22 protein-coding genes are annotated in these 26,903 nt (G+C 60.3%); 10 read left to right on the plus strand and 12 right to left on the minus strand.

Annotation, left to right across the window (positions count from 1 at the left end; genetic code table 11):
• Positions 1 to 20 precede the first annotated feature (20 nt).
• Positions 21 to 800: an SDR family NAD(P)-dependent oxidoreductase gene (locus tag ACZ5YV_RS15275; RefSeq protein WP_464789244.1), complete on the minus strand. Its 780-nt coding sequence runs from the start codon at positions 798 to 800 to the stop codon at positions 21 to 23.
• Between the two features lie 7 nt (positions 801 to 807).
• Positions 808 to 1,590 carry an SDR family oxidoreductase gene (locus ACZ5YV_RS15280; protein ID WP_464789245.1) on the minus strand — a complete coding sequence of 261 codons (783 nt, stop codon included), beginning with the start codon at positions 1,588 to 1,590 and terminating at the stop codon, positions 808 to 810.
• Positions 1,591 to 1,836: 246 nt separating this feature from the next.
• Between ACZ5YV_RS15280 and ACZ5YV_RS15285 the strand changes: the two genes are divergently transcribed.
• The 5 genes from ACZ5YV_RS15285 to ACZ5YV_RS15305 all read left to right on the plus strand — a co-directional run bounded on the left by ACZ5YV_RS15285 (position 1,837) and on the right by ACZ5YV_RS15305 (position 6,853).
• Positions 1,837 to 2,739 (plus strand): SDR family NAD(P)-dependent oxidoreductase, encoded by a 903-nt coding sequence (locus tag ACZ5YV_RS15285; protein WP_464789246.1) that lies wholly within the window; start codon positions 1,837 to 1,839, stop codon positions 2,737 to 2,739.
• 73 nt (positions 2,740 to 2,812) lie between these two features.
• Complete coding sequence (locus ACZ5YV_RS15290; RefSeq protein ID WP_464789247.1) at positions 2,813 to 3,937, plus strand: alkene reductase; 1,125 nt, start codon at positions 2,813 to 2,815, stop codon at positions 3,935 to 3,937.
• A gap of 99 nt (positions 3,938 to 4,036) precedes the next feature.
• Positions 4,037 to 4,267, plus strand: coding sequence for a biotin/lipoyl-containing protein (locus ACZ5YV_RS15295; RefSeq protein WP_196227089.1), 231 nt, complete (start codon positions 4,037 to 4,039; stop codon positions 4,265 to 4,267).
• A gap of 56 nt (positions 4,268 to 4,323) precedes the next feature.
• Positions 4,324 to 5,256: a 3,5-dioxohexanoate:acetyl-CoA acetone transferase gene (gene kce / locus ACZ5YV_RS15300; RefSeq protein WP_196227088.1), complete on the plus strand. Its 933-nt coding sequence runs from the start codon at positions 4,324 to 4,326 to the stop codon at positions 5,254 to 5,256.
• Entirely contained in the window at positions 5,243 to 6,853 is a 1,611-nt protein-coding gene (locus ACZ5YV_RS15305) for a class I adenylate-forming enzyme family protein (RefSeq protein WP_464789248.1), read from the plus strand. The genes kce and ACZ5YV_RS15305 overlap by 14 nt, the downstream gene beginning before the upstream one ends.
• A gap of 51 nt (positions 6,854 to 6,904) precedes the next feature.
• Here the strand turns inward: ACZ5YV_RS15305 and ACZ5YV_RS15310 are convergent, their stop codons facing one another.
• Positions 6,905 to 7,765, minus strand: coding sequence for a MaoC/PaaZ C-terminal domain-containing protein (locus ACZ5YV_RS15310; RefSeq protein ID WP_464789249.1), 861 nt, complete (start codon positions 7,763 to 7,765; stop codon positions 6,905 to 6,907).
• Positions 7,766 to 7,923: 158 nt separating this feature from the next.
• Here ACZ5YV_RS15310 and ACZ5YV_RS15315 point away from each other — a divergent pair, with 158 nt between their 5' ends.
• Positions 7,924 to 8,952, plus strand: coding sequence for a zinc-binding dehydrogenase (locus tag ACZ5YV_RS15315; protein ID WP_464789250.1), 1,029 nt, complete (start codon positions 7,924 to 7,926; stop codon positions 8,950 to 8,952).
• A gap of 25 nt (positions 8,953 to 8,977) precedes the next feature.
• On the opposite strand, the gene ACZ5YV_RS15320 is transcribed toward ACZ5YV_RS15315, so the two are convergent.
• The 7 genes from ACZ5YV_RS15320 to ACZ5YV_RS15350 all read right to left on the minus strand — a co-directional run bounded on the left by ACZ5YV_RS15320 (position 8,978) and on the right by ACZ5YV_RS15350 (position 15,154).
• Positions 8,978 to 9,280 carry a YciI family protein gene (locus ACZ5YV_RS15320; protein WP_464789251.1) on the minus strand — a complete coding sequence of 101 codons (303 nt, stop codon included), beginning with the start codon at positions 9,278 to 9,280 and terminating at the stop codon, positions 8,978 to 8,980.
• A 27-nt stretch (positions 9,281 to 9,307) separates the two neighbouring features.
• Positions 9,308 to 9,835 carry a MarR family winged helix-turn-helix transcriptional regulator gene (locus ACZ5YV_RS15325; RefSeq protein WP_464789252.1) on the minus strand — a complete coding sequence of 176 codons (528 nt, stop codon included), beginning with the start codon at positions 9,833 to 9,835 and terminating at the stop codon, positions 9,308 to 9,310.
• Between the two features lie 163 nt (positions 9,836 to 9,998).
• Positions 9,999 to 11,168 carry an acyl-CoA dehydrogenase family protein gene (locus tag ACZ5YV_RS15330; protein ID WP_464789253.1) on the minus strand — a complete coding sequence of 390 codons (1,170 nt, stop codon included), beginning with the start codon at positions 11,166 to 11,168 and terminating at the stop codon, positions 9,999 to 10,001.
• The gene (locus ACZ5YV_RS15335; protein WP_464789254.1) at positions 11,161 to 12,054 is read right to left on the minus strand and encodes an HpcH/HpaI aldolase/citrate lyase family protein; all 894 of its coding nucleotides are present in this window, start codon (positions 12,052 to 12,054) and stop codon (positions 11,161 to 11,163) included. Before ACZ5YV_RS15335 ends, ACZ5YV_RS15330 begins: the two co-directional genes overlap by 8 nt.
• Positions 12,051 to 12,506 (minus strand): MaoC family dehydratase, encoded by a 456-nt coding sequence (locus tag ACZ5YV_RS15340; protein WP_464789255.1) that lies wholly within the window; start codon positions 12,504 to 12,506, stop codon positions 12,051 to 12,053. The genes ACZ5YV_RS15335 and ACZ5YV_RS15340 overlap by 4 nt, the downstream gene beginning before the upstream one ends.
• Positions 12,506 to 13,702 (minus strand): acetyl-CoA acetyltransferase, encoded by a 1,197-nt coding sequence (locus tag ACZ5YV_RS15345; RefSeq protein ID WP_464789256.1) that lies wholly within the window; start codon positions 13,700 to 13,702, stop codon positions 12,506 to 12,508. Before ACZ5YV_RS15345 ends, ACZ5YV_RS15340 begins: the two co-directional genes overlap by 1 nt.
• Positions 13,703 to 13,714: 12 nt before the next feature.
• Positions 13,715 to 15,154, minus strand: a complete 1,440-nt coding sequence (locus tag ACZ5YV_RS15350) for a 3-oxoacyl-[acyl-carrier-protein] synthase III C-terminal domain-containing protein (RefSeq protein ID WP_464789257.1) — start codon at positions 15,152 to 15,154, stop codon at positions 13,715 to 13,717.
• Positions 15,155 to 15,343: 189 nt separating this feature from the next.
• Between ACZ5YV_RS15350 and ACZ5YV_RS15355 the strand changes: the two genes are divergently transcribed.
• Positions 15,344 to 16,093, plus strand: a complete 750-nt coding sequence (locus ACZ5YV_RS15355) for an electron transfer flavoprotein subunit beta/FixA family protein (RefSeq protein WP_464789258.1) — start codon at positions 15,344 to 15,346, stop codon at positions 16,091 to 16,093.
• On the plus strand, positions 16,090 to 17,019 hold the full coding sequence (locus ACZ5YV_RS15360) for an electron transfer flavoprotein subunit alpha/FixB family protein (protein ID WP_464789259.1): 930 nt from the start codon (positions 16,090 to 16,092) through the stop codon (positions 17,017 to 17,019). Before ACZ5YV_RS15355 ends, ACZ5YV_RS15360 begins: the two co-directional genes overlap by 4 nt.
• Positions 17,020 to 17,113: 94 nt before the next feature.
• On the opposite strand, the gene ACZ5YV_RS15365 is transcribed toward ACZ5YV_RS15360, so the two are convergent.
• Positions 17,114 to 18,793: an AMP-binding protein gene (locus tag ACZ5YV_RS15365; protein WP_464789260.1), complete on the minus strand. Its 1,680-nt coding sequence runs from the start codon at positions 18,791 to 18,793 to the stop codon at positions 17,114 to 17,116.
• 377 nt (positions 18,794 to 19,170) lie between these two features.
• Between ACZ5YV_RS15365 and ACZ5YV_RS15370 the strand changes: the two genes are divergently transcribed.
• Entirely contained in the window at positions 19,171 to 22,383 is a 3,213-nt protein-coding gene (locus ACZ5YV_RS15370) for an ATP-binding protein (RefSeq protein ID WP_464789261.1), read from the plus strand.
• Positions 22,384 to 22,415: 32 nt separating this feature from the next.
• Here ACZ5YV_RS15370 and ACZ5YV_RS15375 read toward each other — a convergent pair whose 3' ends face one another.
• On the minus strand, positions 22,416 to 24,260 hold the full coding sequence (locus tag ACZ5YV_RS15375) for a CocE/NonD family hydrolase (RefSeq protein WP_464789921.1): 1,845 nt from the start codon (positions 24,258 to 24,260) through the stop codon (positions 22,416 to 22,418).
• Positions 24,261 to 24,533: 273 nt separating this feature from the next.
• Between ACZ5YV_RS15375 and ACZ5YV_RS15380 the strand changes: the two genes are divergently transcribed.
• The gene (locus ACZ5YV_RS15380; RefSeq protein ID WP_464789262.1) at positions 24,534 to 26,852 is read left to right on the plus strand and encodes a TonB-dependent receptor; all 2,319 of its coding nucleotides are present in this window, start codon (positions 24,534 to 24,536) and stop codon (positions 26,850 to 26,852) included.
• The last annotated feature ends 51 nt before the right edge of the window (positions 26,853 to 26,903 follow it).

Below are 26,903 nucleotides of genomic sequence, written 5' to 3' on the forward strand. Positions count from 1 at the left end.
CGCTTTTCCTCTGCCATCCTTCAGTTCCAGTTCGCCTGGCCGCCATCCACCGGGATCGTTGCGCCGGTGATGTAGGCGGCATCATCGCTCGCGAGGAAAAGCACGGCGCGACCGATATCGGATTGGGGATCACCGATCCGTCGCATGGGGATGGTGGACAGATAGGCGTCCGGCCCCTCCGGCTTGGCGTCAAGCCAGGCGAGCATGGCGGGCGACCCGGCAAGTGGCGCGATGTTGTTGACGCGGATGCCGTCTGGTCCCCATTCGGATGCCGCCGCCCGCGTGATGGCGCCGATCGCCTGTTTCGCGGCCGAATAAGCGGCGGTGCCGCTCGTGTCCCAGTTTACGGCGGTCGAAGAGACGATGTTGATGATCGCCCCGCCGCCGCGCCGCTTCATATGGGGATGAACTGCCTTCATCATGCGGAACGCCGCGAACGGCCCGCTCTCGAAGGTCAGCAATAGCCCCTCATCATCGATGTCGAGCAGCGGCGCCAGCACCGCCTGCTGCGCATTGTTGACCAGAATATCGATGCCGCCATGCCGATCGGCGGCATAGGCGACGAGAGCCTCTATGTCCGCCGCGTCCCTGACGTCGGCGGGTGGAGCCACGTCCGACTGGCCGCCCGCAGCCGCTATTTCGGCATGCACGGCGTCCAGCTTGGCCTTTGTGCGGCCAGCCAATATCACAAGCGCTCCGCCAGCCGCCAAAGCCAGCGCGATACCGCGCCCCACGCCCTGCCCCGCCCCCGTGACGAGCGCAATCTTGCCCATGATGTTCATATGACCGACCTTTCTCATGCCCCCGTCAATATTGCGCAGACTGACCGCCATCGATCGGGATGACGGCGCCGTTCACGAAGGATGAGTCGGCAGACAGGAGGAAGGCGACGACCGACGCGACCTCCTCTGCGGTGCCCATGCGGCGCATCGGATTATGCGCGACGAACTGCTCGGCGGCTTCCTGCCAGTCATCCGGATTTATCTGGCGCAGCGATGCTTCGACCAATGGCGTCAGGATAGCGCCCGGAGCGACCGCGTTGATGCCGATGCCCATCGCGCCATATTCCAGCGCTGCATTGCGGGTCAGGCCCACGATCGCATGCTTGCTGGCAGTGTAACCGGCCTGTCGCCCCGAACCACGAATACCCAGCGCAGAGGCAGTATTGACGATCCGGCCATGGCCCTGCCTCGCCATCACCTTCAGCACATGTTTCAGGCCCAGCAGGACACCTTTGGCATTGACCGCCATGATGCGATCGAAAAATTCGGCATCGACATCCTCGGTCGCCACCTGCCGGTCTTCGATGCCTGCATTACTGAAGAAACCGTCGATCGTGCCGAAGCGGGTCACGGTCTTTTCCACATAGGCGCGCACCTGATCTTCCTGCGACACATCCGCTTGCGCCAGGAGAATTTCCGCCTTCGGGCAAAACTCCCGGACGGCGCCGTTCGTTTCTTCAAGACCCCTGGCGTTCACATCTACCAGCGCCAACTTCGCGCCATCCTGCGCACAGCGGATTGCTGCCGCCCGGCCAAGGCCCGAACCCGCGCCGGTGATGATAATGACCTTCCGTTCCAACCTTGCCATTGCCGCCTCTCCCACCGGGCCATCCCCTGCCTGCTAAACATTGCCGCAGCCGCCAATACACGACATATGTCATTTTTATTCCTGCGACACCGTCCTTGATGCTGACAGATGTTGCATAAACGATCTAAAGCATATAGTACGCATACGGATTAGATGCGTAAAGAGGCAAGGACGGGTGGGGTCTCTGCGACGGCCCGTTCGCCCCCTGCGCACAAACATATTTCCTAGGTAAGCAAGGAAGTGGGCATGAGTTTTCTAGAAGGCAGAGTGGCGATCGTTACGGGCGGCGGACGTGGTGTCGGCCGCACCTATGCGCTCAAACTTGCACAGCAAGGGGCGAAGGTCGTGGTCAACGATCTGGGCGGCGACGCAGCAGGCAGCGGCGGCGAGGATCTGACCCCCGCACAAGAGGTCGTCAATGAGATCAAGGCTCTGGGCGGCGAGGCCATCGTCAATGGCGGTGACGTTTCCAACTGGGACAATGCCCGGGAGATGGTCAGCCAGGCCGTCGAAACCTTCGGCCGTCTCGACATCCTCATCAACAATGCAGGCATCCTGCGCGACCGCATGCTGGTCAACATGACCGAGGAGGAATGGGACATCGTGGTCAAGGTGCACCTGAAGGGCACCTTCGCACCGACGCACCACGCCGCCAATTACTGGCGCACGGAAAGCAAGGCGGGGCGCCAGCCGGACGCCCGTGTCATCAACACGACATCGCACTCGGCCCTGTTCGCCAACATCGGGCAGGCAAACTATGCCGCCGCCAAGGGTGGCATTGCGAGCTTCAGTCAGGTCGCCGCACGCGAGTTGCAGCGGATCGGCGTCACTGTAAACGCCATTGCGCCGCGAGCGGAAACCCGCATGACGGCAGGGTTGCGCGAATGGACGCCGGAGCAGCTGGAGCGCCGCGACCCCGAATGGATCGCGGGATTCGTCGCCTGGCTCGCCAGCGCTGAAGCAAGCAAGGTCAGTGGCCGCGTCTTCGAAGTTTGGGGTTATGGCATCACCGTCGCCGAAAGCTGGCAGCATGGCCCGAGCTGCGAAGCGTCGAAGGACCCGACCGTGCTCGGCGAACGCGTCTCCAAGATTTTGAAATTCGCGCGCTCGAACGCCGGGATCAACCCGGGCGAATGGCTCGATCCCTGATAGCAGCGTGACGGCGGCGGGCCGTCGAATGTCCGCCGCCTCTTTGGATGGGTAAGCTCGCAGGAATATCGCAATGTCTCTGGACGCTTTGTTTGAACCGCTGACGATTGGGTCGCTCGAAATCCCGAACCGGGTGGTCATGGCGCCCCTGACCCGTGCCCGCGCGGACGACCGGCACGTGCCCACCCCGCTTCAAGGCGAATATTACGCCCAGCGGGCGGACGCGGGCCTCATCATTTCCGAAGCGACTGCGGTCGATCCGCTCGGCATGGGCTGGTATCGTGCTCCGGGCATTTGGTCGGATGAGATGACCACGGCCTGGAAAGCCGTCACGGAGCGTGTCCATGCGGCGGGCGGGCGCATCTATTGCCAGCTTTGGCACATGGGCCGGTTGGTGCTGCCGGATTATATCGGTGGGCAGCAGCCGATTGCTCCATCACCCCTCGCCGGGGAAGGCGAAACGATGGCGCCGCCTCCTGAAGACTATCAGGGCGGGTTCCTGCCGATGAAGCCTTATGTCGTACCACGCGAAATGACGCAGGCCGATATCGGCCAGCTTGTCGCCGCCTACGGCCGGGGAGCAAGAAACGCGAAGATCGCGGGCTTCGATGGCGTCGAAATTCACGGGGCCAACGGCTATGTCATCGACCAGTTCCTGCAATCGAAAAGCAACCATCGGCAGGATGGCTATGGCGGCAGTGTAGAAAACCGCGTCAGGCTGTTGCGGGAGGTGATCGACGCGGTGACGGCGGAGGTCGATCCTGCCCGAGTGGGCCTTCGCGTCAGTCCCACCAGCGAACGCAAGGGCATGGGCGATGCCGATCCGGGCGCTTTGACAGAGGCGATCGGCCGCATCGCGCAGCAGAGCGGGCTTGCCTATATCCACCTGATCGAGCCCATCGCGTCCGGCTTCATGGAGAAGCCGGATTACCCGGTCATCGAACGGTTGCGCGCCGTCTTTTCAGGGACGATCATTCAGAATGGCAGCTTCGACGGCCCCGCTGCTGGCGACGCAATCGCCAAGGGTAAGGCGGACGCCATTTCCTTTGGCCGTCCCTACATCGCCAATCCTGACCTCGTCGCCCGGATAAGGCGCGGCCTTCCGCTTGCGGAAGCGAATTTCGACTATGCCTATGTCGGTGAGGAACGAGGTTACACGGACTATCCTGCTTTCAGCGCATCGGGGTGCTCCGTCTGAAAGATAAATATGCGGATGGGCGCGGACGTCGTTCATTCGCCACCATGTTAGATCGATCATCTTCGGCGTCACATTAGCGCCGCCCAAGGAGAAAATATCATGTCGACTGAAATCCTGCTGCCCAAGCTCGGCTTTTCGATGAATGAAGGGCTGCTGTCCGAATGGCTCGTGGCCGATGGTGGGGCAGTGACGGCCGGAGAGCCGCTATTTGCCCTGGAAAGCGACAAGTCCACACAGGAAGTGGAAGCACCCGCATCGGGCACGCTGAAGATTTTCAAGGAAATCGGGGAAACCTATCCCGTGGGAACTGTACTGGGCGAGATTATCTGACGAATTATTGATAGGAACTGTTTTCTCTGGAGAGGCGGCGCAAAGCCGAAACATATATGAAACGCACCGATAAGGTCATCATCACCTGCGCCGTCACGGGGTCGATCCATACGCCGAGCATGACCCCCCATCTGCCGATCACCGCCGACCAGATCGCCGCCGAGGCGATCGCGGCGGCAGAAGCAGGCGCCGCGATGGTTCATCTGCATGCCCGCAATCCCGAAACCGGGCAGCCGTCTCAAGACCCGGAACTCTTCCGGCAGTTTCTCCCGCGGATCAAGCAATCGACCGACGCCATAGTCAACATCACCACCGGCGGCGGTCTGGGCATGAGCCTGGCTGACCGGCTGGCGCCCGCGAAGATGTTCCGACCCGAAGTCTGTTCAATGAACATGGGATCGGTGAACTTCAATATTTCCGGAGCCGGGGCCAAGATTTCGGATTGGCAATATGATTGGGAACTGCCCTATCTGGAAATGACCAAAGACTTCATCCTGTCGAATACCTTCGCCCAGATCGAGCAGGCGATGACGCAATTGTCGGACCAGGGCACCCGGTTCGAGTTCGAATGTTATGACGTCGCGCATCTCTACAATCTCGCCCATTTCGTCGACCGCAAGATGGTGGAGCCGCCCTTCTTCATTCAGGGCGTGTTCGGCATATTGGGCGGCATCGGGCCGGACCCGGAAAATGTCATGCATATGAAGACGACGGCGGACAGGCTGTTCGGCGAGGATTTCATCTTTTCCGCTCTTGCCGCCGGAAAGCACCAGATGCGGCTCGTCACCTTGTCCGCGCTGCTGGGCGGGTCGGTGCGCGTCGGACTGGAGGACAGCCTCTATGCTGGCCGGGGCAAGCTGGCGACGTCCAACGCCGAACAGGTAGCCAAGATCCGCCGCGTGCTGGAAGAACTCAGCCTGACCGTGGCCACGCCGGACGAGGCTCGCGCCCTGATGCAGACAAAGGGTGGAGACGATGTCGCATTCTGACGGCGAAGCGATCGGCGGGCTGCTGGCGGAGGGTCTAGCGCTCGCGGAAGGGCCACCGCTCGACGATAGCGGCCTTATCCTGCCGTCCGATTATCCTAATGTCGCCGCCGCCATTTCGCCCGGCAAGCCAGCCATCATCTTCGGCGATCATAGCTGGACTTATGCCCAGCTGGACCGGGGGTGCGATGCGGTGGTCACGTTGCTTGCGGAGCATGGCGTCAGGCAGGGTGGCCGACTCGCTTATCTCGGCAAGAATAACGATCTCTTCTTTCTGATATTGATCGGGGCCATTCGCGCTGGCGCGGTCCTGGTGCCGATCAACTGGCGCAATACGGCCCCGGAAACAGCCTATGTGCTGGAAGACAGCGACGCGAGCCTGATCATTGCGGATGCCGAGTTTCTTCCCCTTCTCAAGGAAGCGGACCGCCAAGGCCTTCCGACACTCGTCGTGGATGAAGAAGGGCCGCAAGGTCTGCGAAGCCGGATCGCAGCGGCACAGCCAACGCCTCGCTCGCCGTTGGACCCGCACGCACCCTGCCTGCAACTCTACACCAGCGGCACTACCGGGCGGCCCAAGGGTGTCGTCACGTCTCAATATGCGTTCGGCATCCATCGCCATGTCGAAAATGTATCGGGCTATTTCGCCGACTGGGGCGATGACGAGGTCCTGCTTTCACCCCTCCCAACATTTCACATCGGCGGGATGTCATGGGTCTGCACAGCCTTGGTGCGCGGTGCGACCGTCCACGTCATCGCGGACACCGCGCCTGCCACCATATTGGACGCTTGCCTGGAATTTGGCGTTACCCGCACTTTCATCGTGCCGACGCTGGTGCGCGGGCTGATAGGGGAGATGGACGCGCGCAATGTTCGCGTGCCGACGCTGCGCGGCATTCATTATGGCGCCGCGTCGATGGACCCCGGCCTGCTCGAACGATCGGTCGATCGCTTCTCCTGCCACTTCCTGCAATATTACGGCATGACCGAAAACACCGGGACGATGTCGATCCTTGGGCCGCAAGAACATGACATCCATCGCGCTCATCTGCTCCGGTCGGTGGGACGGCCCTTGCCCGGTTTCAGCGTTGCAATCCGCGATGCGGAAGGCCAACTTCTGCCCGTGGACCAGCCAGGGGAAATCTGGGTCAAGTCGCCCAGCCTGCTGATCGAATATTGGAACAATCCCAAGGCAACGTCGGAAGCGCTGATCGACGGCTGGTATCGATCGGGTGACGGGGGGAGGCTGGACAAGGACGGTTATCTGTTCCTCACAGACCGGATCAAGGACATGATCGTTTCGGGCGGGGAGAATGTCTATCCCGCCGAGGTCGAGGCCGTGCTGCGCGATCATCCGGCCGTGATGGACTGCGCCGTGTTCGGATTGCCCCATCCCAAATGGGGCGAAGGCGTGACCGCGGCGGTGGAAGTTCGCCCAGGTCATGCGCTCAATGCCGAAGACCTCATTGCCTTCGCGCGGCAGTCGCTGGCCGCTTACAAGATTCCGCGCCGGATCGAACTAGGCGTTGCGCTTCCCCGCACAGCGTCGGGGAAGGTGCAGCGCGGGCTGATCCGCAAGCAATTCCTGAGCGGGGAATAAGCCGGGCGTCGGCGCGCACGGAGATATATCCGTGTGCGCCGCTCCTGCCCCTTATGCGTCGCTCACCTGCGCTGAGCAGCGGTCGAGTACCACCACATCCCTTTCGGCCGCGACGGCGCGGAAACGCAGCTGGCCGCCGCCCTGCTCGTAAAATTCAAAGCGGATCGTCTCGCCCGGCATGACCGGCTTGCTGAAGCGGACGAACATGCCCTTGAAGCGCGCCACGTCATTGTCGCAATAATGCGCCAGCACCGCGCGATTGGCCAAGCCCTTGGTACACAAGCCATGCAGGATCGGCCGGTCAAACCCCGCCTTTCGCGCAATCGCAGGCTCGGCATGCAGTGGATTCCAGTCCCCGCTCAAACGATAGATCAGGGCCTGTCCCGGGCGGGTAGCAATTTCCACCACCGCATCGGGCTTTCCTTCGGGCACCGGGTCCGCCGCCGGTATCGCATTGCCGAAACCGCCCTCCCCGCCATTGCCGCGCATGAACAGTGTCGATCGCACGGTCGCCAGATGATCCCCCGTAGCCGTATCATACAGCGCCTTTTCCTGATGGAGCAGCGCGCCGCGCCCTTCACCTTTGTCCTCGACCCCCGCCACGCGATATTCGCCCCTTATGGTGCCCGTCGCGGGCAGCGGCTTGTGCATCGTCAAATCCTGCTCGGCGTGCAGAATTTTCACCCAGTCGATGCCGAATTCCGGCCGCTGCGCCCAGAAGCCGGGATGGCAGAGAATGTTGGCAAAGCAGGGTAGGGAACGCAGGTCTTTTTCGTAGACGAACGGCAACTCTGCCTCATCAAGCGGGTCCAGACCATAGCCCAGCCCCAGCGCATGGAGGATCGTGTCGCGTTTGTCATAGGATTGGACGATGGGCTCAATCGTCAGGTTCCTGATTTTCTCAATGTCCAAGCGTCATCCCTCCAATGGCGTTTCAAGACCACCCAACAGCCCAGTGGCGTTATATGGTGTGTTATCATACCATACGCATTATATCTTATTTGACAACCTTTGGCACGGGGATATAGATTGCAGGCATACGAGTTACTGACGCCTGATATGGAGCTTGCGTGCCGGACTTCATTCCTCCGTTCAGCACCCGCCTGACGAACCGGCAGGTCATCCTTGCGCGCCGTCCGGCGGCCAGCCCAATCGCTGCCGACTTCGCCCGCAAGGACGTCAGCATTGCATCGCCCGACGAGGGCCAGTTTCTGGTGCGCAACCTCTATCTTGCGGCGGACCCGGTACAGCGCGGTTGGGCTGCCAACGAAGCCCTCACGCCACTGGGTGAGCCGATGCGCGCCCTTGCGGTCGGCGTGGTCGTGGAAAGCCGCGATGACGGCATTCGATCAGGCGATGTGGTCTACGGCTTTTTCGGTTGGCAGGATTATAAGGTCGCGACACGCGGCGACCTGTTGTCGCATATCCCCCATCCGCGCGCGCCGCTTTCCGCCTATGCCGGGGTACTTGGCATGCCCGGCGTGACGGCATGGCTCGCCTTGCAAGACATCGCGCCACCCTATGAGGGCGCGGCCATGCTTGTATCAACGGCGGCTGGTACGGTGGGCAGTGTCGTGGGCCAGATCGGACAGCGCGCCGGTGCGTTCGTCGTCGGCCTGACCGGCAGCGATGAAAAGGTGGAAAGCTGCGTTCGAGACTATGGCTATGACGTCGCCTATAATTACAAGTCGGTCGATCTGGCGACCACCCTTGCCGAGGCTCGCCCGGACGGCTTCAATATCTATTTCGACAATACCGGAGGCTCCATCCTGGACACGGCAATCCGCGCCATGGCAAGGCACGGGCGGATCGTGCATTGCGGCACCGCCGCCACGCCCAGTTGGAATCCTCCGCCCACCGGCCTTCGCAACGAACGCGAGATATTGATGCGCGCGCTTCTTTGCGGTGGCTTCGTCATCTTCGATCATGTCGCCCGTTTTCCCGAAGCCGTGGAAAAGCTGAGCGACATGGTGCTGAACGGCGACCTGAAGTTTCACGACCATGTCGAACCCGGTATCGACCGGGTCAGCGGAGCCCTTGAGGCGCTTTTTGCGGATAGCAACGCGCCCAAGACGCTGGTCTATATTGGCGAGGATTAGCGGGCTTCTGGGACTGCGCTCGCGTTCAGTCGGGCCGCCACTCGCCTATGGCAGGCCGCACCGGCTGAATGACGAAATTGCCCGTGAACACACCTTCCTTGGTGAAAGGGTCGCCCGCGAGCAGCGCGCGGACTGCGGCTTCATCTTCGGCCTCCAACAGGAAGGAACTGCCTTGAGGGCTTGAGTCCGGTTTGTCGCCATCCAACATGGCCCCAGCGACTTTCACCGCAGCGCCCTGTTCCAGCCAATAATCCAGATGGCGCTGCCGATGCTCCAGCCGAAGCGGCAGGGCTTCCGGTTTGTCGGCGGCCAGAACGATGAAAAACATGAGATTCCAGCCTTCCCGTCGCTGATGTCAGTCTTCGCCCTCGATCAGGCTCGAACCACCCTGCTCGCGCAGGACATCCTTCAAATTCTGCTTCACCTGAAGCAGCACTTCCTCACACACTCCCCTGTCGGCGTCCGAAACGCCTTCCAGGATGCGGCGGTTCATCGTCGCGGCCAGTTCGATCATGAGGCCGATCACATCGAACCCCTTTTCGGTGATGAACACGCGCTTGGCCCGGCGGTCGTTGGCATCTGCCCGGCGTTCGACATGGCCCGACGCTTCAAGCCGATCTATCAAGCCACCGACGGTCACCTTGCCCACTTCCATCAGCCGGGCGAGATCGACCTGCATCATCCCGTCATTGCCGGCTCGCGACAAGGTGCTGAGCACCGACCATTGCGACCGGGTGATCCCGTAAGGCCGCATCAGCAAGTCCATCACGGTGCGCCGGATACGCGATACGTCATGAACCAGATAGCCGAACGTGAACTGTTTCGCTGAAGGCCGTTTCGGCGCCTTCTTTTTCGGTGCGGCAGCTTTCAGCGTGTTCGTCATTCTCACCATCCAGTTAAAAGGCAATTCCGGTGCATCATCTTCGTCCGATGATCTATAATTCGCCCTCTATTGCAATAGCGTATGATAGCGAACCCGATGATCAGCAGGCGTATGATGTCTGATAGCCTCTCTATGCTGACCAACTATGATCTGGCAACCGCCTTCATTTGCCGAACAGGTCGCGGCCGATAATCTGTTTCATCACCTCCGCCGCGCCGCCAGCGATGCGAACGATGCGGGCGTCGATATAGGCCCGCGCGATCGGATATTCGGTCATATAGCCATAGCCGCCGAAAAATTGCAGGCATTGATCGACGACCTTCACATGCAGGTTGGTGACCACCAGTTTCACCTTCGCCGCTTCGACGCCGGTCAACTCTCCTGCAAGGAAGCGCTTGATGCACCAATCGGTGAAAGTCCGCGCCGAGAGGATTTCGGCCGACAATTCCGCGAGCACGAATTGCGTATTCTGGAAATCCGCCAACGTCTGGCCGAACATCTTGCGTTCGGCGGTGTAGGCGACGGTCCATTCCAGCGCGGCTTCCGCGACGCAGATGCTGCGCACCGCCTGCGTCAGCCTTTCCTGCGCCAGCTTCCCCATCATGATCCCGAAGCCGCCGCCCTCGCGGCCCAGAAGCCGCCAGGATTCCGCGCGCGCGTCCTCCAGGAAAATTTCCGACGTATCCTGCGCTTTGAGGCCGATCTTCTCAAGATTGCGCCCACGCTTGAAGCCCGCTTGATGCGTGTCGATCGCGATCAGACTGACGCCCTTGGCGCCCGCCGCCGGATCGGTCTTGCACGCGCAGACCATGATGTCGGCGAGTTGCCCGTTGGAAATATAGACCTTCTGCCCATTCAGCACATAACCATCGCCCTCGCGAATGGCTCGGGTGCGGACTTCCTTTACGTCTGAACCAGCACCCGGCTCGGTCAATCCAAGTGCGCCGATATACTCGCCCGCGACCATGCGGGGCAGGACCTCGCGCTTCAATTCCTCGGTGCCTGCCGTCAGGATATAGGGCGCGACCATTTCCGAATGCACCATGAAGCCGGGGCCAGTGATCCCCTTCTTCGCCAGTTCCTCGATGACGACGACATTGTAGAGCCAGTCCGCGCCGAAGCCGCCATATTCCTCGGGAATGTTGGGGCAAAGGATGCCCACCTCGCCCGCCCGCTTCCATATCTCGCGGGGGACGACTTCGTCCTTTTCCCACTGATGATGGTTGGGAACCAGTTCCTCATCCACAAAGCGGGCGACTGTTTCGCGAAACTGTTCATGCTCGGCGGAAAAAATGCCGCGTCCGCCTTCGACAGGATGCTGTGCTTCAGCCACGGCGCGCCTCGTGCATTGCCAATGTTCTTTCCGCCTGCTTCAGGTGAGGGATATCCAGCATCTTGCCGTCAAGCCCCAAGGTTCCGGCGTCAGGGTTGGCGGCGAACAGGTCGATCACCCGCCGGGCGAAATCCACCTCGTCAGCTGATGGCGAAAAGCTCTCGTTGATGATGTCCACCTGCGCCGGGTGTATCGCCACGCGGCCGGAAAAGCCTTCTGCCCGCGCGGCCTTGCACGAGGCGCGCAGACCGTCCGGATCGCGAAAATCGACGTAGAGCGTGTCCACCGCTTCGCCGCCCGCAGCATGCGCGCCGAGCAGGCAGAGCGAACGCACCATCTTGTAAGTGTGGGTCCATTCGCCGGTCCCGTCGGTATTGCCGCTCGCGCCGATAGCTGAACTCAGATCCTCGGCGCCCCATGTCAGCCCGTAAAGCCGAGTCAGGCCCGCCGCCGCATAATCACCCAGCCGGAACGGGGAGACTGCGGTTTCGGTCGCTACCGGCAGGATGCGGATCGAACCCTGTTCGACACCAGACGCCGCTTCCAGCGCGCTCAGATAATGGCTGACCTGGGCCACATCCTCTGGCCCGTTGACCTTGGGCAGCATGATGCCGTCGGGCCCGGCGGGCACGATCGCGGCAAGGTCCTCCAGCGTCCAGGGCGTGTCGAGCGGATTGACGCGGACCCAAAGCTGCGACTTTCGTCCAGCGCGTGGACGTTCCTTGATAAAGGCCGGAACCATCTCCCGCGCCACTGGCTTGCGCGCGACGGCGACGGCATCTTCCAGATCGAGGATGAACGCATCGGCAGCGACGCCGTCCACCTTACCCAGCTTCTTCTCGCTGTCGCCGGGGATGAAGAGGAAAGATCGGATCGGTAGCGTCATGACGCAGGCCTTTTGAGCTGGAGGCCGGATCGCTTGCACGATGCCACCAGTTCATCCTTTTGATTATAGGCCTTGTGCAGGAATGTGACGATACCGGCTTCGGGCCGCGACTTTGACTCGCGCAGATCGATAACCTCGCTCGTGACGTGGATGGTGTCCCCATGGAACAGCGGGTTCGGGAAGCGCACCTCGTCCCAGCCAAGGTTCGCGACCGCCGTGCCCAGCGTCGTGTCCCCGACCGAAATGCCGACCATCAGTCCCAGCGTGAAGGCCGAATTGACCAGCCGCTGCCCGAAGGGCGTGCCCTTCATATATTCCTCATCCAGGTGCAGCAGCGCCGGATTATGGGTCATGCACGAAAACAAGACATTGTCCGTTTCGGTGATTGTGCGGCGGATGGGGTGCTCGAACAGCATGCCCACTTCAAGCTCGTCAAACCAGACTCCAGGCATCACGCAATTCCCAGGATAGAGATGGCGGCGATGCCCTGATAGGGAACACCGCCCAGATTATGCGTCAGTCCGATGGACGGGCTGGAAAGCTGCCGCTCCCCGGCCCGACCCAGCAACTGGCTGTAGACTTCATAGGCCATGCGCAGGCCCGAAGCGCCGATCGGGTGGCCGAAGCATTTGAGGCCCCCATCGATCTGGCACGGTATCGCGCCGTCGCGGTCGTAGCGGCCGTCCAATATGTCGAACACGGCGCGACCGTCGTCGGAAAAGCCCAGATCCTCCATCGTCACCATTTCGGTGATCGAAAAACAGTCATGCACCTCGCTCAGGCTGACCTGCGATTTTGGATCGGTAATTCCCGCCTCCTTGTAAGCGCGGGCCGCAGCGTTGCGGGTATTGGCGACATAGCTGCCGTCCCAGTCGTTGGTCTGCGTTTCCCGGCCTGAACTGGTTGAAAGCTGGAGCGACTTGATCGTCACCAGATCCTTCTTGCCCATCGCGCGCGCAATTTCCGGCGTCGTCACGATCGCGCAGGCCGAACCGTCCGACACGCCCGAACAGTCGAACAGTCCAAGCGGATCGGAGATCATCGGCGCGTTCATGATGGTTTCCATCGACACTGCCTCACGGAAATGTGCTTTGGGACTGTGCACGCCATTCTGGTGGCTCTTCCACGACACATGGCTGATGGCGCGCTTCAAATCTTCCTTGCTCGTGCCATATTTCGCCCGGTAATAGGGCGCGAGCTGAGCAAAGCCTGCGGGCGCGGACCCCATTGGCATCCACAGGTCATTGAACGTCCCCTTGAAGGCCGGAGGCAGGCCGCCAAAGCCCGTGTCCTTCAGTTTTTCCGAGCCGATCGCGAGCGCGATATCCACCGCGCCCGATGCGACGGCATAAGCGGCTCCGCGCAGCGCTTCGGTTCCGGTCGCGCACATATTTTCGACGCGGCTCACGGGAATGCCTTCCAGACGCAGCGCCATCGCGGCGGGAATGGAGCTGTTGCCGACATTGACGCTATCGCCCCAGCAACCGAACCATGCCGCCTCGATCTGGTTGCGCATAATCCCAGCATCGGCGAGCGCTTCCTCGAACGCCTCCTTCATCAGATCTGGCGACCCCATGTCCCATCGTTCGCCGAATTTGGAGCAGCCCATCCCCAGAAGGGCCACCTTATCCTTGATACCCGTCGCCATGTCGCGAACTCCTCAGGCCGCGCTCAGCGGCGTCGATTTCCAGAAGTAGCGGTTATATCCCCGCTGGCGGTCCTTCTCCTTGATGCGAAAGACCATGCGGACCTGATCCCCGGTGTCGATCCCATCCGGGCCGATATCCACCATCTCCATCAGGACGCGCGCGCCATTGTCGAACTTCACAAAGCCGACCCACAGCGGTGGTGAAGGATGATAGGACAGCCAGTCGGCGGTCGATGTCAGGACTTCCGCAGCCTTGTTCCGCAAGGGAACGTCAGTGAACTGCTCCCCCGGCGCGTGACATTGCACGCAATATTGCATCTGGGGGAACTGAACCGCGCCGCAATTGCCGCACTTCCCGGCGTTGAAACCTTCGAGCTGGGCGGCAGAGCGATACTGCTCGGTCAGAGCCGTCTTGGCGCTCTTCTCCGAACGCATGCCCCATTCATTGTCGATCCCACCGTAGAATGACAGCATTCTCAGATAGCTGTCCGTCCGCAAGGCATCCGCGATGGAGCCCGCGACGCCCCGCGCCGGGCGGGCTGATGCGATTGCCTCTGTCGCCTGGAATATGAGGACATCAGCGCCCTGACCGAAGCCGATCAGCAATATCCGGTCGCCCGGCTGGGACTTTTCCAACGTCGCCGAGAACATCAGCAGCGCATGGGCGGCACCCGCATAGCCTACGCCGTCGTCCAATGCCCCGGCCACAGCGCCTCCAAACTTCAGCGCCTTGGCCACCATGTCCGCCGCACCCTTCAGATAGGAGGGCATGACGAAATGCTGAATGTCGCCGATGGTGAGTTGCGCCTGATCCAGCGCCGCCCTGACAGCTTGCGGCACAATCTTCGCGTAACCTTCGTCGCGGACCCACCGTTCTTCCCAACCATAATCGCTCTGGGCGTTCGCCGACCGGAAATGATCGACGAAAACTTCGGTGAGAGACGCTGATCCGATCAACCGCGCCACCACGTCACGGTCTGAAATCACAAAGGCGGCCGCCCCTGCGCCAAAGCTCATTTCCTGAGCGCTGGCAGGCTTTGCAAAGGGATTATCGGATGCCACCACAAGCGTCGCTTCCGCGCCCTTGAGCGCCTGTAGCAGGGCAGATGTTCCTGCCCGCTGTGAGCCAGCGGCGTCCGACGTAGCAACGCTTGCCGGGGCACCGATCGCCCGCGCCATGATCGCCGAATTCTGAAGGTCGGCATAAGGCAGGCTGGTCGATGCCAGCCGTACGGCCTTTACGCTATCGAGGCTCGTATCAGCCAGGGCATCGCGGGCAGCTTCGACGCCCATGGTGATGGCGTCTTCATCCCAACTGGGGAACGCCCTGCTGCCTTTGGCCTGCCCACGAAGGCCCGGCGCCATCCAACCATGCGCTTCCGCTATCAAGGAACGATCCAGCCGAAGCCGGGGAACATAGGCGCCATAGCGCGAAATGCCGAGTTGAGTCATTCACCTCACCTGCTCAAGGACGCGGCACCCTGCCGCCTGCCGTCGCTCACCGTGACGGCCATATTCAGCCGAAGACTCATTTAGTTCGCTAGATTACGTTACGCAAGGGTCTTATTTGACGCAGTCGGCTTTACGGCAGGAGATTCGCGTTATATATCACCGTATGCTTGCATACTTATGGAGAGATGCATGAAGATCCTTGTGCCCGTGAAGCGGGTCATTGACTATAATGTGAAGCCTCGGGTGAAGGCGGATGGGACGGGCGTTGATCTGGCGAACGTCAAGATGAGCATGAACCCGTTCGACGAGATCGCGGTCGAGGAAGCCATCCGCCTTAAGGAAAAGGGCGTGGCGACCGAGGTTGTGGCGGTGTCGATCGGCGTTGCCAAGGCGCAGGAAACGCTGCGCACGGCGCTGGCCATGGGTGCGGACCGCGCGATCCTGATCCAGACCGATGACGAAGTCGAACCGCTGGGCGTGGCCAAGCTGCTCGCCAAGGTGCAGGAAGAGGAAGGCGCTGGCCTGATCATCCTGGGCAAGCAGGCGATCGACGACGACAGCAACCAGACCGGCCAGATGCTGGCGGCTCTGCTGAACCTGCCGCAGGGCACCTTCGCCTCGAAGGTCGAAGTTGAGGGCGACAAGGTCAGCGTGACCCGTGAAGTCGATGGCGGCCTGGAGACGGTGAAGCTCAACGTCCCCGCGATCGTCACCACCGACCTGCGTTTGAATGAGCCGCGCTATGCGTCGCTGCCGAACATCATGAAGGCGAAGAGCAAGCCGCTTAGCACCAAGACGCCTGCCGACTATGGTGTCGATATCGCGCCGCGCCTGGAGACGCTGAAGGTCACCGAGCCCGCCAAGCGTTCGGCTGGCGTCAAGGTTGCCGATGTCGATGAACTGGTCGCGAAGCTCAAGGCTCTGGGAGTTGCAGCATGAAGACGCTTGTCTGGGTTGAACATGAGGGCGGCGCCGTCAAGGACGCGACCCTTTCCGCGGTCACCGCTGCTGCAAAGCTGGGTGAAGTGCATCTGCTGGTCGCTGGCGCAGGCGTCGGTGGCGTGGGTGAAGCTGCTGCGAAGATCGCTGGCGTGGGCAAGGTCCATGTCGCCGATGACGCGGCCTTCGGCCATGCGCTGGCGGAAAATGTCGCGCCGCTGATCGTCGAGCTGATGGGCAGCCATGACGCGTTCGTCGCGCCCGCCACCAGCAACGGCAAGAATATCGCACCGCGCGTCGCGGCTCTGCTGGACGTCATGCAGATCAGCGACATCCTGTCGGTCGAGAGCGAAGACACCTTCACGCGCCCCATCTATGCGGGCAACGCGATCGCGACCGTCAAGTCGAAGGATGCCAAGAAGGTCATCACCGTGCGCGGCACCGCTTTTGAGAAGGCGGCGCGCGAGGGTGGTTCGGGTGCGGTGGAGGCTGTGGCCTCGACCGGCGACAAGGGGCTGTCGAGTTTCGTCGGCGCCGAGATCGCCAAGCAGGAGCGTCCGGAACTGACGTCTGCCAAGATCATCGTGTCGGGTGGTCGTGCGCTGAAGGATGGGCCGACCTTTGAGGAGGTCATCTATCCGCTGGCGGACAAGCTGGGCGCAGCGGTCGGCGCGAGCCGTGCTGCGGTCGACGCGGGCTATGTGCCGAACGACTATCAGGTTGGGCAGACTGGTAAGATCGTGGCGCCGGAGGTCTATATCGCTGTCGGTATTTCCGGCGCGATCCAGCATCTGGCGGGCATGAAGGATTCCAAGACCATCATCGCCATCAACAAGGATGAGGATGCGCCGATCTTCCAGGTCGCGGACATCGGCCTGGTGGGCGACCTGTTCAAGGTCGTGCCGGAGTTGAACCAGAAGCTCTGAAGCTCTCTTTTTCAACACCCCAATGAGCCCTCGATTCCGCGACGAGGGCTCCCATCCTGCCATCGGGGGCAAGCATCGAAACGACTGCCTTGCCTTAGCTTTGCCCCTCAAATTCCTCCACCATGGACTGACGGATCAGATACTTCTGCACCTTTCCTGTCACCGTGGTCGGAAACGCGTCAACGATCCGTATGAACCGGGGTATTTTATAGTGGGATATCTGGTTCACACAAAATGCCCTGACCTCATCTTCGGCCAGTTTTTCGTCGGCGCGTAATGTTATCCACGCACAGACTTCCTCCCCCATATGATCGTCCGGCACGCCCACGACGGAGACATCCTCGACGGCGGGGTGCCCCCGCAGAAAATCCTCGATCTCGCGGGGATATATATTCTCCCCCCCACGAATGATCATGTCCTTTATCCGGCCTACGATGCTCCCATAGCCAGCCTCGTCCAGGACAGCCAGGTCGCCGCTGTGCATCCATCCGTCTGAATCAACGGCGGCGGCCGTCTGTACGGGATCGTTCCAATATCCCATCATGACGGAATAGCCTCTCGTACATAATTCGCCCGGCGTTCCGCGCGGGACGATCACGCCGTCGGCATCGACGATCTTGCATTCGAGGTGCGGTTGGACCTGGCCGATGGTCGTGGTTCGACGTTCGATCGAATCTCCGGGCATGGTCTGGAAACTGACCGGACTGGTCTCCGTCATCCCATAGGCGATCGTCACATTTCGCATGTTGAGGCGATCAACAACGTCCCGCATCAATGGCTCCGGACAAAGCGCCCCGGCCATGCATCCCGTACGCAAAGACGATGTATCGGTGGCATCCGTATCGAGCCGCGCCAGGACCGCAATGAACATCGTCGGAACCCCATATAGGGCGGTACAGCGTTCTTCCGCCACCGTACGCAGCACCGCCGCGGGATCGAACGCGCTCGAGGGATAGATCATGGCCGATCCATGCGTGATGGCGGCCAGGTTGCCCATGACCATCCCGAAACAATGGTACAGCGGCACAGGTATGCAGATGCGGTCGCCGGGGGTCAGGCCCATGGCGCTGCCGACAAAATAGCCATTGTTAAGGATGCCACGATGGCTGAGCGTAGCGCCTTTCGGCAAACCTGTAGTGCCGCTGGTGAACTGAATGTTCACCGCGTCCTCCGCCCGAATTTGCGGCTCGATTGAACGCAGATGATCCAGAGACGGAGCCGACGATAGCAGGTCGTCAAAGCGCAGCCATCCCGGACGCGGCTGTTCACTGATAAGGATGGCCGCTTTGAGCGTCGGCAGCCGCTTTGCTTCCAATCGCCCCGGCATGCAGCCGGGCAGCTCCGGAGCCAGCGTCTGGATCATGTCGGCATAGGCACTGGTCTTGAACCGTTCGGCGGCAATCAGTGCCCTCAGGCCGACATTGTTGATCGTATACTCGACTTCCGACAATCGATAGGCGGGGTTGATGGTCACCAGAATCAGACCGGCTCGGGCGGCTGCGAACTGCGTCAAGGTCCATTCCGCGCAGTTAGGCGACCAGATGCCGATGCGATCCCCCGGCTGCAGGCCGAGCTCCAACAGTCCAGCAGCCAGCTTATCGGCAAGAGCAAGTAGATCATCATAGGTCCAGCGGATATTCTGTTCCACCGAAACCAAGGCATCGCGATCACCCCACCGAGCGGCAGCGTCCGCCAGAGCCTGTCCTATCGTCAAATCCAGAAGCGGGGGATCCGTTCTACCCCGGACGTAGCTGAGAGCACTCACTTTCCACATCCCCTCAGGGCCACTGGCATATTCCTTTCCGACACGGGCTGCTGTTCCGCAGCGACAGGTTACATAAGCGACCTGATTGTCCCGGACAGCGTCGCCTCTGCAAGTATGCTACCGTTAGGCATTGGCCCGCGAACCGCCTCACCTTTCCGTTGCGTTGCGACTAAAGTCAGGCAATGTTCCTGAGCCGGGCAAGGATCGATAACGCGACAAATGACGGAGAGGCAACGGTGACGATGAGGCGATCATCCCTTGACGCGCGCAGCGTTCCTCCTCCTGGTGCACAGGAGATGCAGGCGCATCTAAATCAAGTGTTGATGAGCCCCGTCTTTGAACGCAGCCCCCGTATGCAGCGATTTTTACGCTATCTCTGCGAGGAGATGTTCGCAGGGCGAGGATCGCTGCTGAAGGAATATAGTATTGCGCTTGGTGTTTTCGACAAGCCTCAGGATTTTGATCCCGGCACCAGCGCGACTGTCCGGGTGGAGGCAGGGCGCCTCCGCCGCCTGCTGACAAGCTATCAGATCAACCATGGTCAATCCGACACCATTCTGATTGTCATTCCCAAGGGAGGATATGTCCCAAGCTTCCAACGCAAGACGGAACAATCGGAGATTGTTGAGCGAGACGATGACGCTCCTGCAAAGGCCTCCGCCCCGGATTTGCCTTCGCATATGGAACTGCGCAGGGTAACGGTCTTATCCTGCTCTTTCCGGCTAAAAGCCATTTCCCAACTGACGGCTGAGTTCCTTGAAGAATTCGACCGCTTCCACGCATATTTTTCCTCGACCGTGACGCAAGTGGGCGGCGTCATGGAGAACAGCGCAACGGCTCGGCTGACCGTTTATTTCGGCTGGCCCACCTCGCTGGAAGATGCTTCGGGACGGGCGATGACGGCGGCAACGGAAATCATTGCCTATGCGCGGCGTGAACATGGAGACAATTGTGAGGTCCGTGTGGCCATTGATACAGGCAAGGTTCTCTCACGGCCTTGCCTGGAACAGCCGCTGATATTGGGTGACGTACCCGCCATTGCCCTACAGATAATCGATCACACGCCATCTAACGCAATTCTCGTTTCAGAAGAGACCCGCCGACATTCGCGCACCGCATTTGAAACAATCCCGGCTGGAGCAATCGAAAGCGAGGATGGGCACCAGATTCTTCTTTGGCGGCTGCTGAGCCCCAGATCGACAACATGCTTTCTTGCGAAGCAAGACGCTCCGTCGGCCGACATCATCGGCCGGGGTGCTGAATTGGACCTGCTACGCAACCGTTGGCTCCTGGCTTCCGCCGGAGAGGGACAATCCGTCATCGTCGAGGGCGAAGCGGGAATCGGCAAATCCTGTTTGTCCGAAGCATTGATCAAACGGCTGCGGCCAAGGGGCTATCACATTCGCCTGCAATGCTCTGCGCACCACAGCAACAGCGCTCTTTATCCCGTTATCCAAATCTTCCGCCGGTTGATGGCAGGAAACGATCCATCAAACGCCGTACCGGGTCGATTTCTTAAGAGAGTCGGTTTGGACGGGCCGATCAACAGGGCGCTTCTGCAAACATTGCTCGCTCAGGCGGATGTGGAAGAAAATAAGGAGGGCATCCTCCCATCGGCGAGCGAAAAGAAAGAGAAGACACTTCAGCTTCTGATCGCCATCCTTTCTGCCTTATGTAACCGCAGACCAGTTATCCTTCTTGTCGAAGACATACATTGGGCGGACCCCACGACGCTGGAGCTGATTGGATTTGCCGCGTCGGCATGCCAGGATCTACGGCTCTACCTGCTAATGACGGGCAGGTCAGGGTGCGCGGCGCTGTTTGGGCCAGGACAACCGGTGACTGTTCTTCGCCTCACCCGATTATCCCGCCAGGATTGCAGCCGGATGATTGACGGCATTGCGGGGGATGCGGCGTTGCCAATCCCGGCCCGGGACACGATTATCGACAAAGCCGACGGGGTGCCGCTCTATCTGGAGGAACTGACAAAGCTCCTGCTCGCCCAAAATGTTGGGAAAGGCGATCTGTCGACAGTGCCCGATAGCCTGAACGACTTGCTGGCATCTCAGCTAGGCTGCATGGGCTTTGCACGCCGGGTTGCGCAGGTGGCTTCCATAATAGGACGGGACTTCCCTGGCGAGATATTGAGGGCTCTGGTCGGCGATGAAGATCAGCGGGTGGCCGCTGCGATCGACCAGCTGCTGGCCGCCGGCATTCTGACGCGCGGTCGCTCCAACGGCAAAGGTCGATATGCCTTTCGACATGCGTTGCTCCGCGACGCGGCCTACACCTCGATGATGGACGCAGATCGTCAGGACCTTCATTCTCGAACTGCCGACATCCTGGTTGACTATTTCCCGGAAATCGCAGCCGATCATCCCGAAGTAATCGCGGGACATATGCGCCATGCGGCGCGTTTCGACGAGGCTGTATCCTTCTGGCTGGATGCTGGCCGAACAGCGGCACAAAGATATGCCCTTGCTGAAGCAAGCGCGAACTATCGCGCGGCAATAGAAACCCTTGCATCAATTTCACCAAGTATCGGACGAAGCGAACGCGAACTCGACGCTATGTTGGAGCTGGGCGCTACTGTTCGGGAAGCGGAAGGCTATTACGCCCCGGACTTGAAGCAAATTTACGAACGCGCGCACCTGCTGGCGAAGGAGGTCGGACGGCCTGAAGCGCTGGCGGCCAGCCTGCATGGGCTTTGGACCGTGGCGGCGGGCCGTGGGCGATGGAAGCATGCCGACCTATTGGCGATTGAGTTCGATCAGTTCATTCATTCACTGGGACCAAATGCCCGCCTGGAGGCGGAAGGAGGGCGCCTGCTGGGCGCTGGCGCAGCATTCCGGGGAGACTTTGCTGCAGCCCGAACGCACTTCGAGCGCGTTGTGGATGTCTATGATCCCGCGCAACACGGCCGCAGCTTCGGCTATGATCCCGGTGCGGCCTCTACGGCCTATCTTTCCTGGGTGCATTGGCACACCGGCAATCCTGAGCAGGGGAGGCGAGAGGCTGAGCGCGCGCTGGCCATGGCGGAGACCCTTGGTCATCCGGCCACTTTGTCGCTGGTACTTGTGTGGCTGCTCTTCCACGCAGTTTGCGAAAGGGATTACGGCCGTATCCACACCTATAATGACCGGCTTCAAGAGCTATGCTCGCAGCAGCTTTGCCGGTTCTGGCAACCGTTCGGACGAGCATGTCGGTCCTGGGCGTCGTTCCATTCGACGCGTGATCCGTCACATCTGGATCAGCTCCTGGCCCATACGAAGGCCTTTTCTGAGCATTATCTCACATCCTGCCTGCACCTGCTCGCCGCTGATATTTGCGACGAAATGGGCCATTACGAAATAGGCCTGCACCATACAGGTTTGTCCGCGACGTTCATGGCCCAACATGACGAGCGGATATGGGAAGCGGAATATTGGCGCTTGACCGGACAGCTGCACGCACGCTGGGGGCCGGACAAGAGCGAGGCGCGGCGTTGCCTGGAACAGGCGCTGACCATTGCGCGTCAGCAAAACGCGGTCATGCTGGAACAGCGGGCGATCGCCGACCTGCAAGCTCTGTCAGGTGGGGATGTCAGCCTCGTTGCATGAACATTCGACGCTGGCCACTAAATGATCCCCAGTCAGCCATAGGGTAGCAGGGACAATGGCATCTCTATAGGCGGCGCCTCCTCAACCGGTATGGGCCGGGTGTAAAATCGTCCGGTCTCACCCGAGGGGAAGGGCGTGTCTATCCATTGCCTCGGCCGATCGGCAGGCACCACAGGCAACTCGATCGCCGAGGGGCGTGCGGCATCGTGATGGATCGTCTGGCGCGCTATCCGATAATCTTTTGGAGCAGCAGTGGAGAGGTCGATGAAATCCTGGGGGTTCACCTCACTGTTCGGATAATCGCTGCTCGAAATGACGATGCGAACCCGGTGCCCCTTTTTGAACAGGTTGCTGGTTGGCGCCAACTCGATCTCATATCTTTCGACAGCATCCGGCATCAGCCCTTCCGGAACCGTGCGCGATTTCCGATAGCGCGCACGTACCATGCCGCTCGCCAGATTATAGGAGCGGCCGTCCGGAAACACGTCGATCAGCTTCACGAACCAGTCGCAGTCCGCCGCCGACGATTGCCCATGGAGGATGACCCGGATCGCACCCGTCACCTCCATATCCTCTTCCAGCGTCGCCATGGTATAGACGAGAATGTCCGGCCGATGGTCATTCGGCCGTTGATCCGCGGGGCCACCGTGCAACGAATGCCCGCCCAGCGAGGGCACAGGATTAGCAGGATCGCTGACATAATGGTCAACGGGTTCATCCACGCTCGGAGGAGTCGGGGACAGCAGCCCGCCGCCCTCTGCACCGTTCGCGTTACCATCGCTGTGCAAGTAGAACAGCGTCGGCCGAGCATCTGGAAGCGGCCAATCCTGCTCGGCCCGCCAACGATTTTCGCCCATCACGTACAGCATAACCCGATGGTCGTCCCCTTCCCCCGCGCCCCCCAGAAGGTGGCGGTCCATCCACGCCCCCATCATGGCGACGTCATCGACCAGCGCATTGGGGAAATGACACAACATCCCGTTCGCGACGTGACCCCACGGTCCTATGATCAGCCGCTGACCCTGACGCGCCGCTTCAGTGGCGCCATGACGAGAGATGTTGACGAACGCATCCAGCGAATTGCGGTTGAACAGATCGTACCACCCAGTGAAATGCAGGACCGGCACTTTCACCCGGTCAAACCGCGAGGCTGCATCGTTCGGGGCGAAGAATTCCGGATTATCCCTGTTGTCGAGCCAAGCGTTCCAGAATGGCATATGCCGGTTAATCGGGACATCCTTCAGTGCGTGCCCGCGCGCAATCTCGAAAGCCAGGTCGGGGGATGCCATTAGCATTTGCGGAGCCGCAAAGCCGCTGGGCAAGCCGGCTGCCCGAGCGTCGGCCTTGATCGCTGCGGCCACCTCTCCGCCCATCCGTGCCGCGGCGGTGAAGGCCATGCCCATGGTCCAGCACAAGGCCGTACTATCCATCACGCCTCCCTTGTAGACCCAGCCATTGTTGAACTGGTTGACGGCCGGAACCTGAACGAAGGCCGCGTCGATCTCATTACCTTCGGCCTGGAGGTGCAGGAGTTGGGTCCCGCCCATATAGGACTGGCCAGTAGTGCCGACCTTCCCGTTGCACCAACCTTGCTGCTTGATCCAGCGGACAGTATCGATGCCGTCCTGTCGTTCGCCCCACCCCTCATTCATCATCGGGTCGAACACGCCGCCCGACCCGTTCGTACCGCGCACATCCTGAACCAGAACCGCGAAGCCTCGCCGGGTCAGATAAGCGGGTGTGCCGAACGAACCCTGCACAAACAGCTTGTTATAAGGGGTGCGGATAACAACCACGGGATAACCGACATCCGGCTCCACCTGTCCCGACGCCATCGGCAGGTAGAGGTCGGCGGCCAGATAAACGCCATCCCGCATCGGCACGTCAAGGTTCCGGAAAACAGCTGTTTGCGCGGTTGTCAGATCCGATGGCACAATGGTCACTCCACTGATTGAAGGGCGCAGCGGGCCGTTTCCCAACCGATCGCTGTGTTTGCCCCGATATACTCTTCCCAGACGCCGTTGGAACATATCAGTTCGCTATCTAACCGTATGCTACTATCATCAAATGGCGCATTGGGAGAGCATTTCCGAAAGGCTCGAATGAGGCCTGAAGAATATGTCGGAAAATGCATTGGAGGGGAATTGAATATGTCTGTCAGGAAGTGGGCGCTATTGGCCTCTGCGCCGCTGTTTCCGGCCATGGCCTACGCGCAAACCCCGCAGCCGGAGGGCCAGCCTTCAGGCGCGGGAATGCTGCAAGATATTATCGTCACGGCGCAAAAACGTGCCGAGCCACTGCAATCGGTGCCTGTTGCTGTTTCCGCTTTCAATAGCGAAACATTGGAACATGCGCGTCTGGATAACCTGACCGGACTGCGCGGACTGGTGCCGGGGTTGACGATCAACCGATCCGGCGCGTCTGTGGACGTTCCCCAGCTTAGCTTGCGCGGCATGTCCATTCAGGACGTGCTGCCCAGCCTCGAATCCAGCATCGGCTTTACTGTTGATGGCATCCCGATCGCCTTCCAGCGCGGATCGCTCATGGACGCCTATGATATTGAGCGGATCGAAGTGCTTCGCGGCCCGCAGGGTGTCTTGAATGGCAAGAACACGACGGGCGGCACCATCAACGTCATACGTTCGCGGCCCGACCCGGCCGCCGACGCAACCGGAAAGGTTCGCTTCACGATCGGCAGCTTTGGCGAAAATGATTATGAAGGCGTCATAATGGCTCCGATCGTCAATGACCTGTTGGCGGTCAAGGGCTCGATCACGGTACGGAAAAACAACGGCCAATTCAGAAATGTCGTGACGGGTGGACGCAATGGAGACCGGGACGTCCGCACGTTCGGATTGGCATTCGTCGCTACGCCAACGGACAAGCTCAACCTGTATCTCGCGCTGGACCGGGTGGAAAATGACAGCGACTTACCGCCCTACTCCCAGTTGCTGACGCCAAATCTGATCACCTACAAGGTGCCGGGTTATTTCGGCGGCGCCAACTCGCCTTGCCTCAATCCCTATACGGCTTCGATCTGCACGCCTCTCACCAAAGACAAGAATGTTGTCGAATCGAGACCATTCCCCGGTTCCCTGCGACTTAATGCCTTGACCGGCGAAATTTCATATCAGGCAACGGATGATGTTCGGCTCGTCAGCCTGACCGGCCTTCGCGAGTTCAAGGAGTATACGCTCGGAGACTATGACTCCACACGCTTCGCCTTGGCGCGCAATGAGAGCAATTTGAAGGCGCATCAATTTTCCGAGGAACTAAGGTTCGAAACATCTTTCAATGGCCCCTTCAATCTCGTCGGCGGCTTCTTCTACATGAACTATGAATATACCCAGAAAACCAACTTGTCGGTGGACCTTGCCGCCTTGCCCCCCATCGCCACGGGATTGCCCGATTGGCTGCCGCCGGGCTTTGCCTACCTCAATTCGGTGGATGCCTATGTCACCAACCAACATAACCGGTCGACAGCGCTATTCTTTCAGGCCGATTATGACCTGACGGACCAGCTTCGCCTGACTGTCGGTGGGCGCCAGACCTGGGACCGCAAGAAAACGCATTATGTCCTGTATTCGGCCGTACCAGGAACGGTACGGGACATGAGCGTTCTGGGACCGCTGGTGGGCGACGTCTCCGCTGGGGTGAGCTTTCAGAAGTTCACGCCAAAGGTCAACTTCCAGTATAAGTTCAATCCCGACATACTGGCCTATGCGAGCTACAGCCGAGGCTACAATACGGGAGGCTTCAGCGGCCGCACTGGCAACATTGTAACAGCCGTTCAACCCTATGACCCCGAAGTGATGGATGCATTTGAAATCGGGTTCAAAAGTGAGCTCTTCGATCATCGTGTCCGCTTCAATGTCGCGGCATTCCATAATATTCTCGACAACAAGCAAGAGAATGTTCTCCAGGTTGTTGGATCGCGTCTCTTGTCCAGCACCTTAAATGTCGCGAAGGCGAAATATACGGGGGTAGAGGCAGAGTTGACCCTCGTGCCCACTCGGAACTGGACGATCCTCGCCACAGGCGGCTATCTGCACGCCAAATATTCAGAGTTCAGGGGCAACCTGGGACAGGGGGACGCTGACCTGTCGGTACTCCGCCTGCGACGCACGCCCAAATGGACCGCTGGCCTCGTTTCCGACTATGCAATTGACGCCGGAACCGGGAAATTTGGCTTGAATGCTGCTCTATACTATACTTCACGATATGAAACGGACGCGTTGAACGATCCGCGAGGGTCGATCCCGCCTGTTGCCCGAATGGATGTAGGCATCCGCTACGAACTGCCGGTCAGCGATGGCACCAAGTTGGAAATTTCGGGCTTCGTGAAGAACGTCACCGACAACACCACTTACGATGGCATTACGTCGGGCGAGAGTCCGGGTTCATTGGTCGAGTTCGCGAACCCGATCACGGGCCGGACGTGGGGCGTTTCCCTGTCCGCGCGGTTCTAAAGCGGCCTTATCCGGAAGCTCGTGCCTGTCGCACCAAGTTGCGGCTGGCAC

Source organism: Sphingobium sp. TomTYG46, from assembly GCF_055396345.1.

What these genes read in the sequence shown, in the direction of transcription:
- ACZ5YV_RS15275 (WP_464789244.1), bottom strand. Translation starts at nt 800, where the DNA reads ATGAGAAAGGTCGGTCATATGAACATCATGGGCAAGATTGCGCTCGTC.
- ACZ5YV_RS15280 (WP_464789245.1), bottom strand. Translation starts at nt 1,590, where the DNA reads ATGGCAAGGTTGGAACGGAAGGTCATTATCATCACCGGCGCGGGTTCG.
- ACZ5YV_RS15285 (WP_464789246.1), top strand. Translation starts at nt 1,837, where the DNA reads ATGAGTTTTCTAGAAGGCAGAGTGGCGATCGTTACGGGCGGCGGACGT.
- ACZ5YV_RS15290 (WP_464789247.1), top strand. Translation starts at nt 2,813, where the DNA reads ATGTCTCTGGACGCTTTGTTTGAACCGCTGACGATTGGGTCGCTCGAA.
- ACZ5YV_RS15295 (WP_196227089.1), top strand. Translation starts at nt 4,037, where the DNA reads ATGTCGACTGAAATCCTGCTGCCCAAGCTCGGCTTTTCGATGAATGAA.
- kce (WP_196227088.1), top strand. Translation starts at nt 4,324, where the DNA reads ATGAAACGCACCGATAAGGTCATCATCACCTGCGCCGTCACGGGGTCG.
- ACZ5YV_RS15305 (WP_464789248.1), top strand. Translation starts at nt 5,243, where the DNA reads ATGTCGCATTCTGACGGCGAAGCGATCGGCGGGCTGCTGGCGGAGGGT.
- ACZ5YV_RS15320 (WP_464789251.1), bottom strand. Translation starts at nt 9,280, where the DNA reads ATGTTTTTCATCGTTCTGGCCGCCGACAAACCGGAAGCCCTGCCGCTT.
- ACZ5YV_RS15325 (WP_464789252.1), bottom strand. Translation starts at nt 9,835, where the DNA reads ATGACGAACACGCTGAAAGCTGCCGCACCGAAAAAGAAGGCGCCGAAA.
- ACZ5YV_RS15335 (WP_464789254.1), bottom strand. Translation starts at nt 12,054, where the DNA reads ATGACGCTACCGATCCGATCTTTCCTCTTCATCCCCGGCGACAGCGAG.
- ACZ5YV_RS15340 (WP_464789255.1), bottom strand. Translation starts at nt 12,506, where the DNA reads ATGCCTGGAGTCTGGTTTGACGAGCTTGAAGTGGGCATGCTGTTCGAG.
- ACZ5YV_RS15345 (WP_464789256.1), bottom strand. Translation starts at nt 13,702, where the DNA reads ATGGCGACGGGTATCAAGGATAAGGTGGCCCTTCTGGGGATGGGCTGC.
- ACZ5YV_RS15350 (WP_464789257.1), bottom strand. Translation starts at nt 15,154, where the DNA reads ATGACTCAACTCGGCATTTCGCGCTATGGCGCCTATGTTCCCCGGCTT.
- ACZ5YV_RS15355 (WP_464789258.1), top strand. Translation starts at nt 15,344, where the DNA reads ATGAAGATCCTTGTGCCCGTGAAGCGGGTCATTGACTATAATGTGAAG.
- ACZ5YV_RS15360 (WP_464789259.1), top strand. Translation starts at nt 16,090, where the DNA reads ATGAAGACGCTTGTCTGGGTTGAACATGAGGGCGGCGCCGTCAAGGAC.
- ACZ5YV_RS15365 (WP_464789260.1), bottom strand. Translation starts at nt 18,793, where the DNA reads ATGTGGAAAGTGAGTGCTCTCAGCTACGTCCGGGGTAGAACGGATCCC.
- ACZ5YV_RS15370 (WP_464789261.1), top strand. Translation starts at nt 19,171, where the DNA reads ATGTTCGCAGGGCGAGGATCGCTGCTGAAGGAATATAGTATTGCGCTT.
- ACZ5YV_RS15375 (WP_464789921.1), bottom strand. Translation starts at nt 24,260, where the DNA reads ATGCGGGATGGCGTTTATCTGGCCGCCGACCTCTACCTGCCGATGGCG.
- ACZ5YV_RS15380 (WP_464789262.1), top strand. Translation starts at nt 24,534, where the DNA reads ATGTCTGTCAGGAAGTGGGCGCTATTGGCCTCTGCGCCGCTGTTTCCG.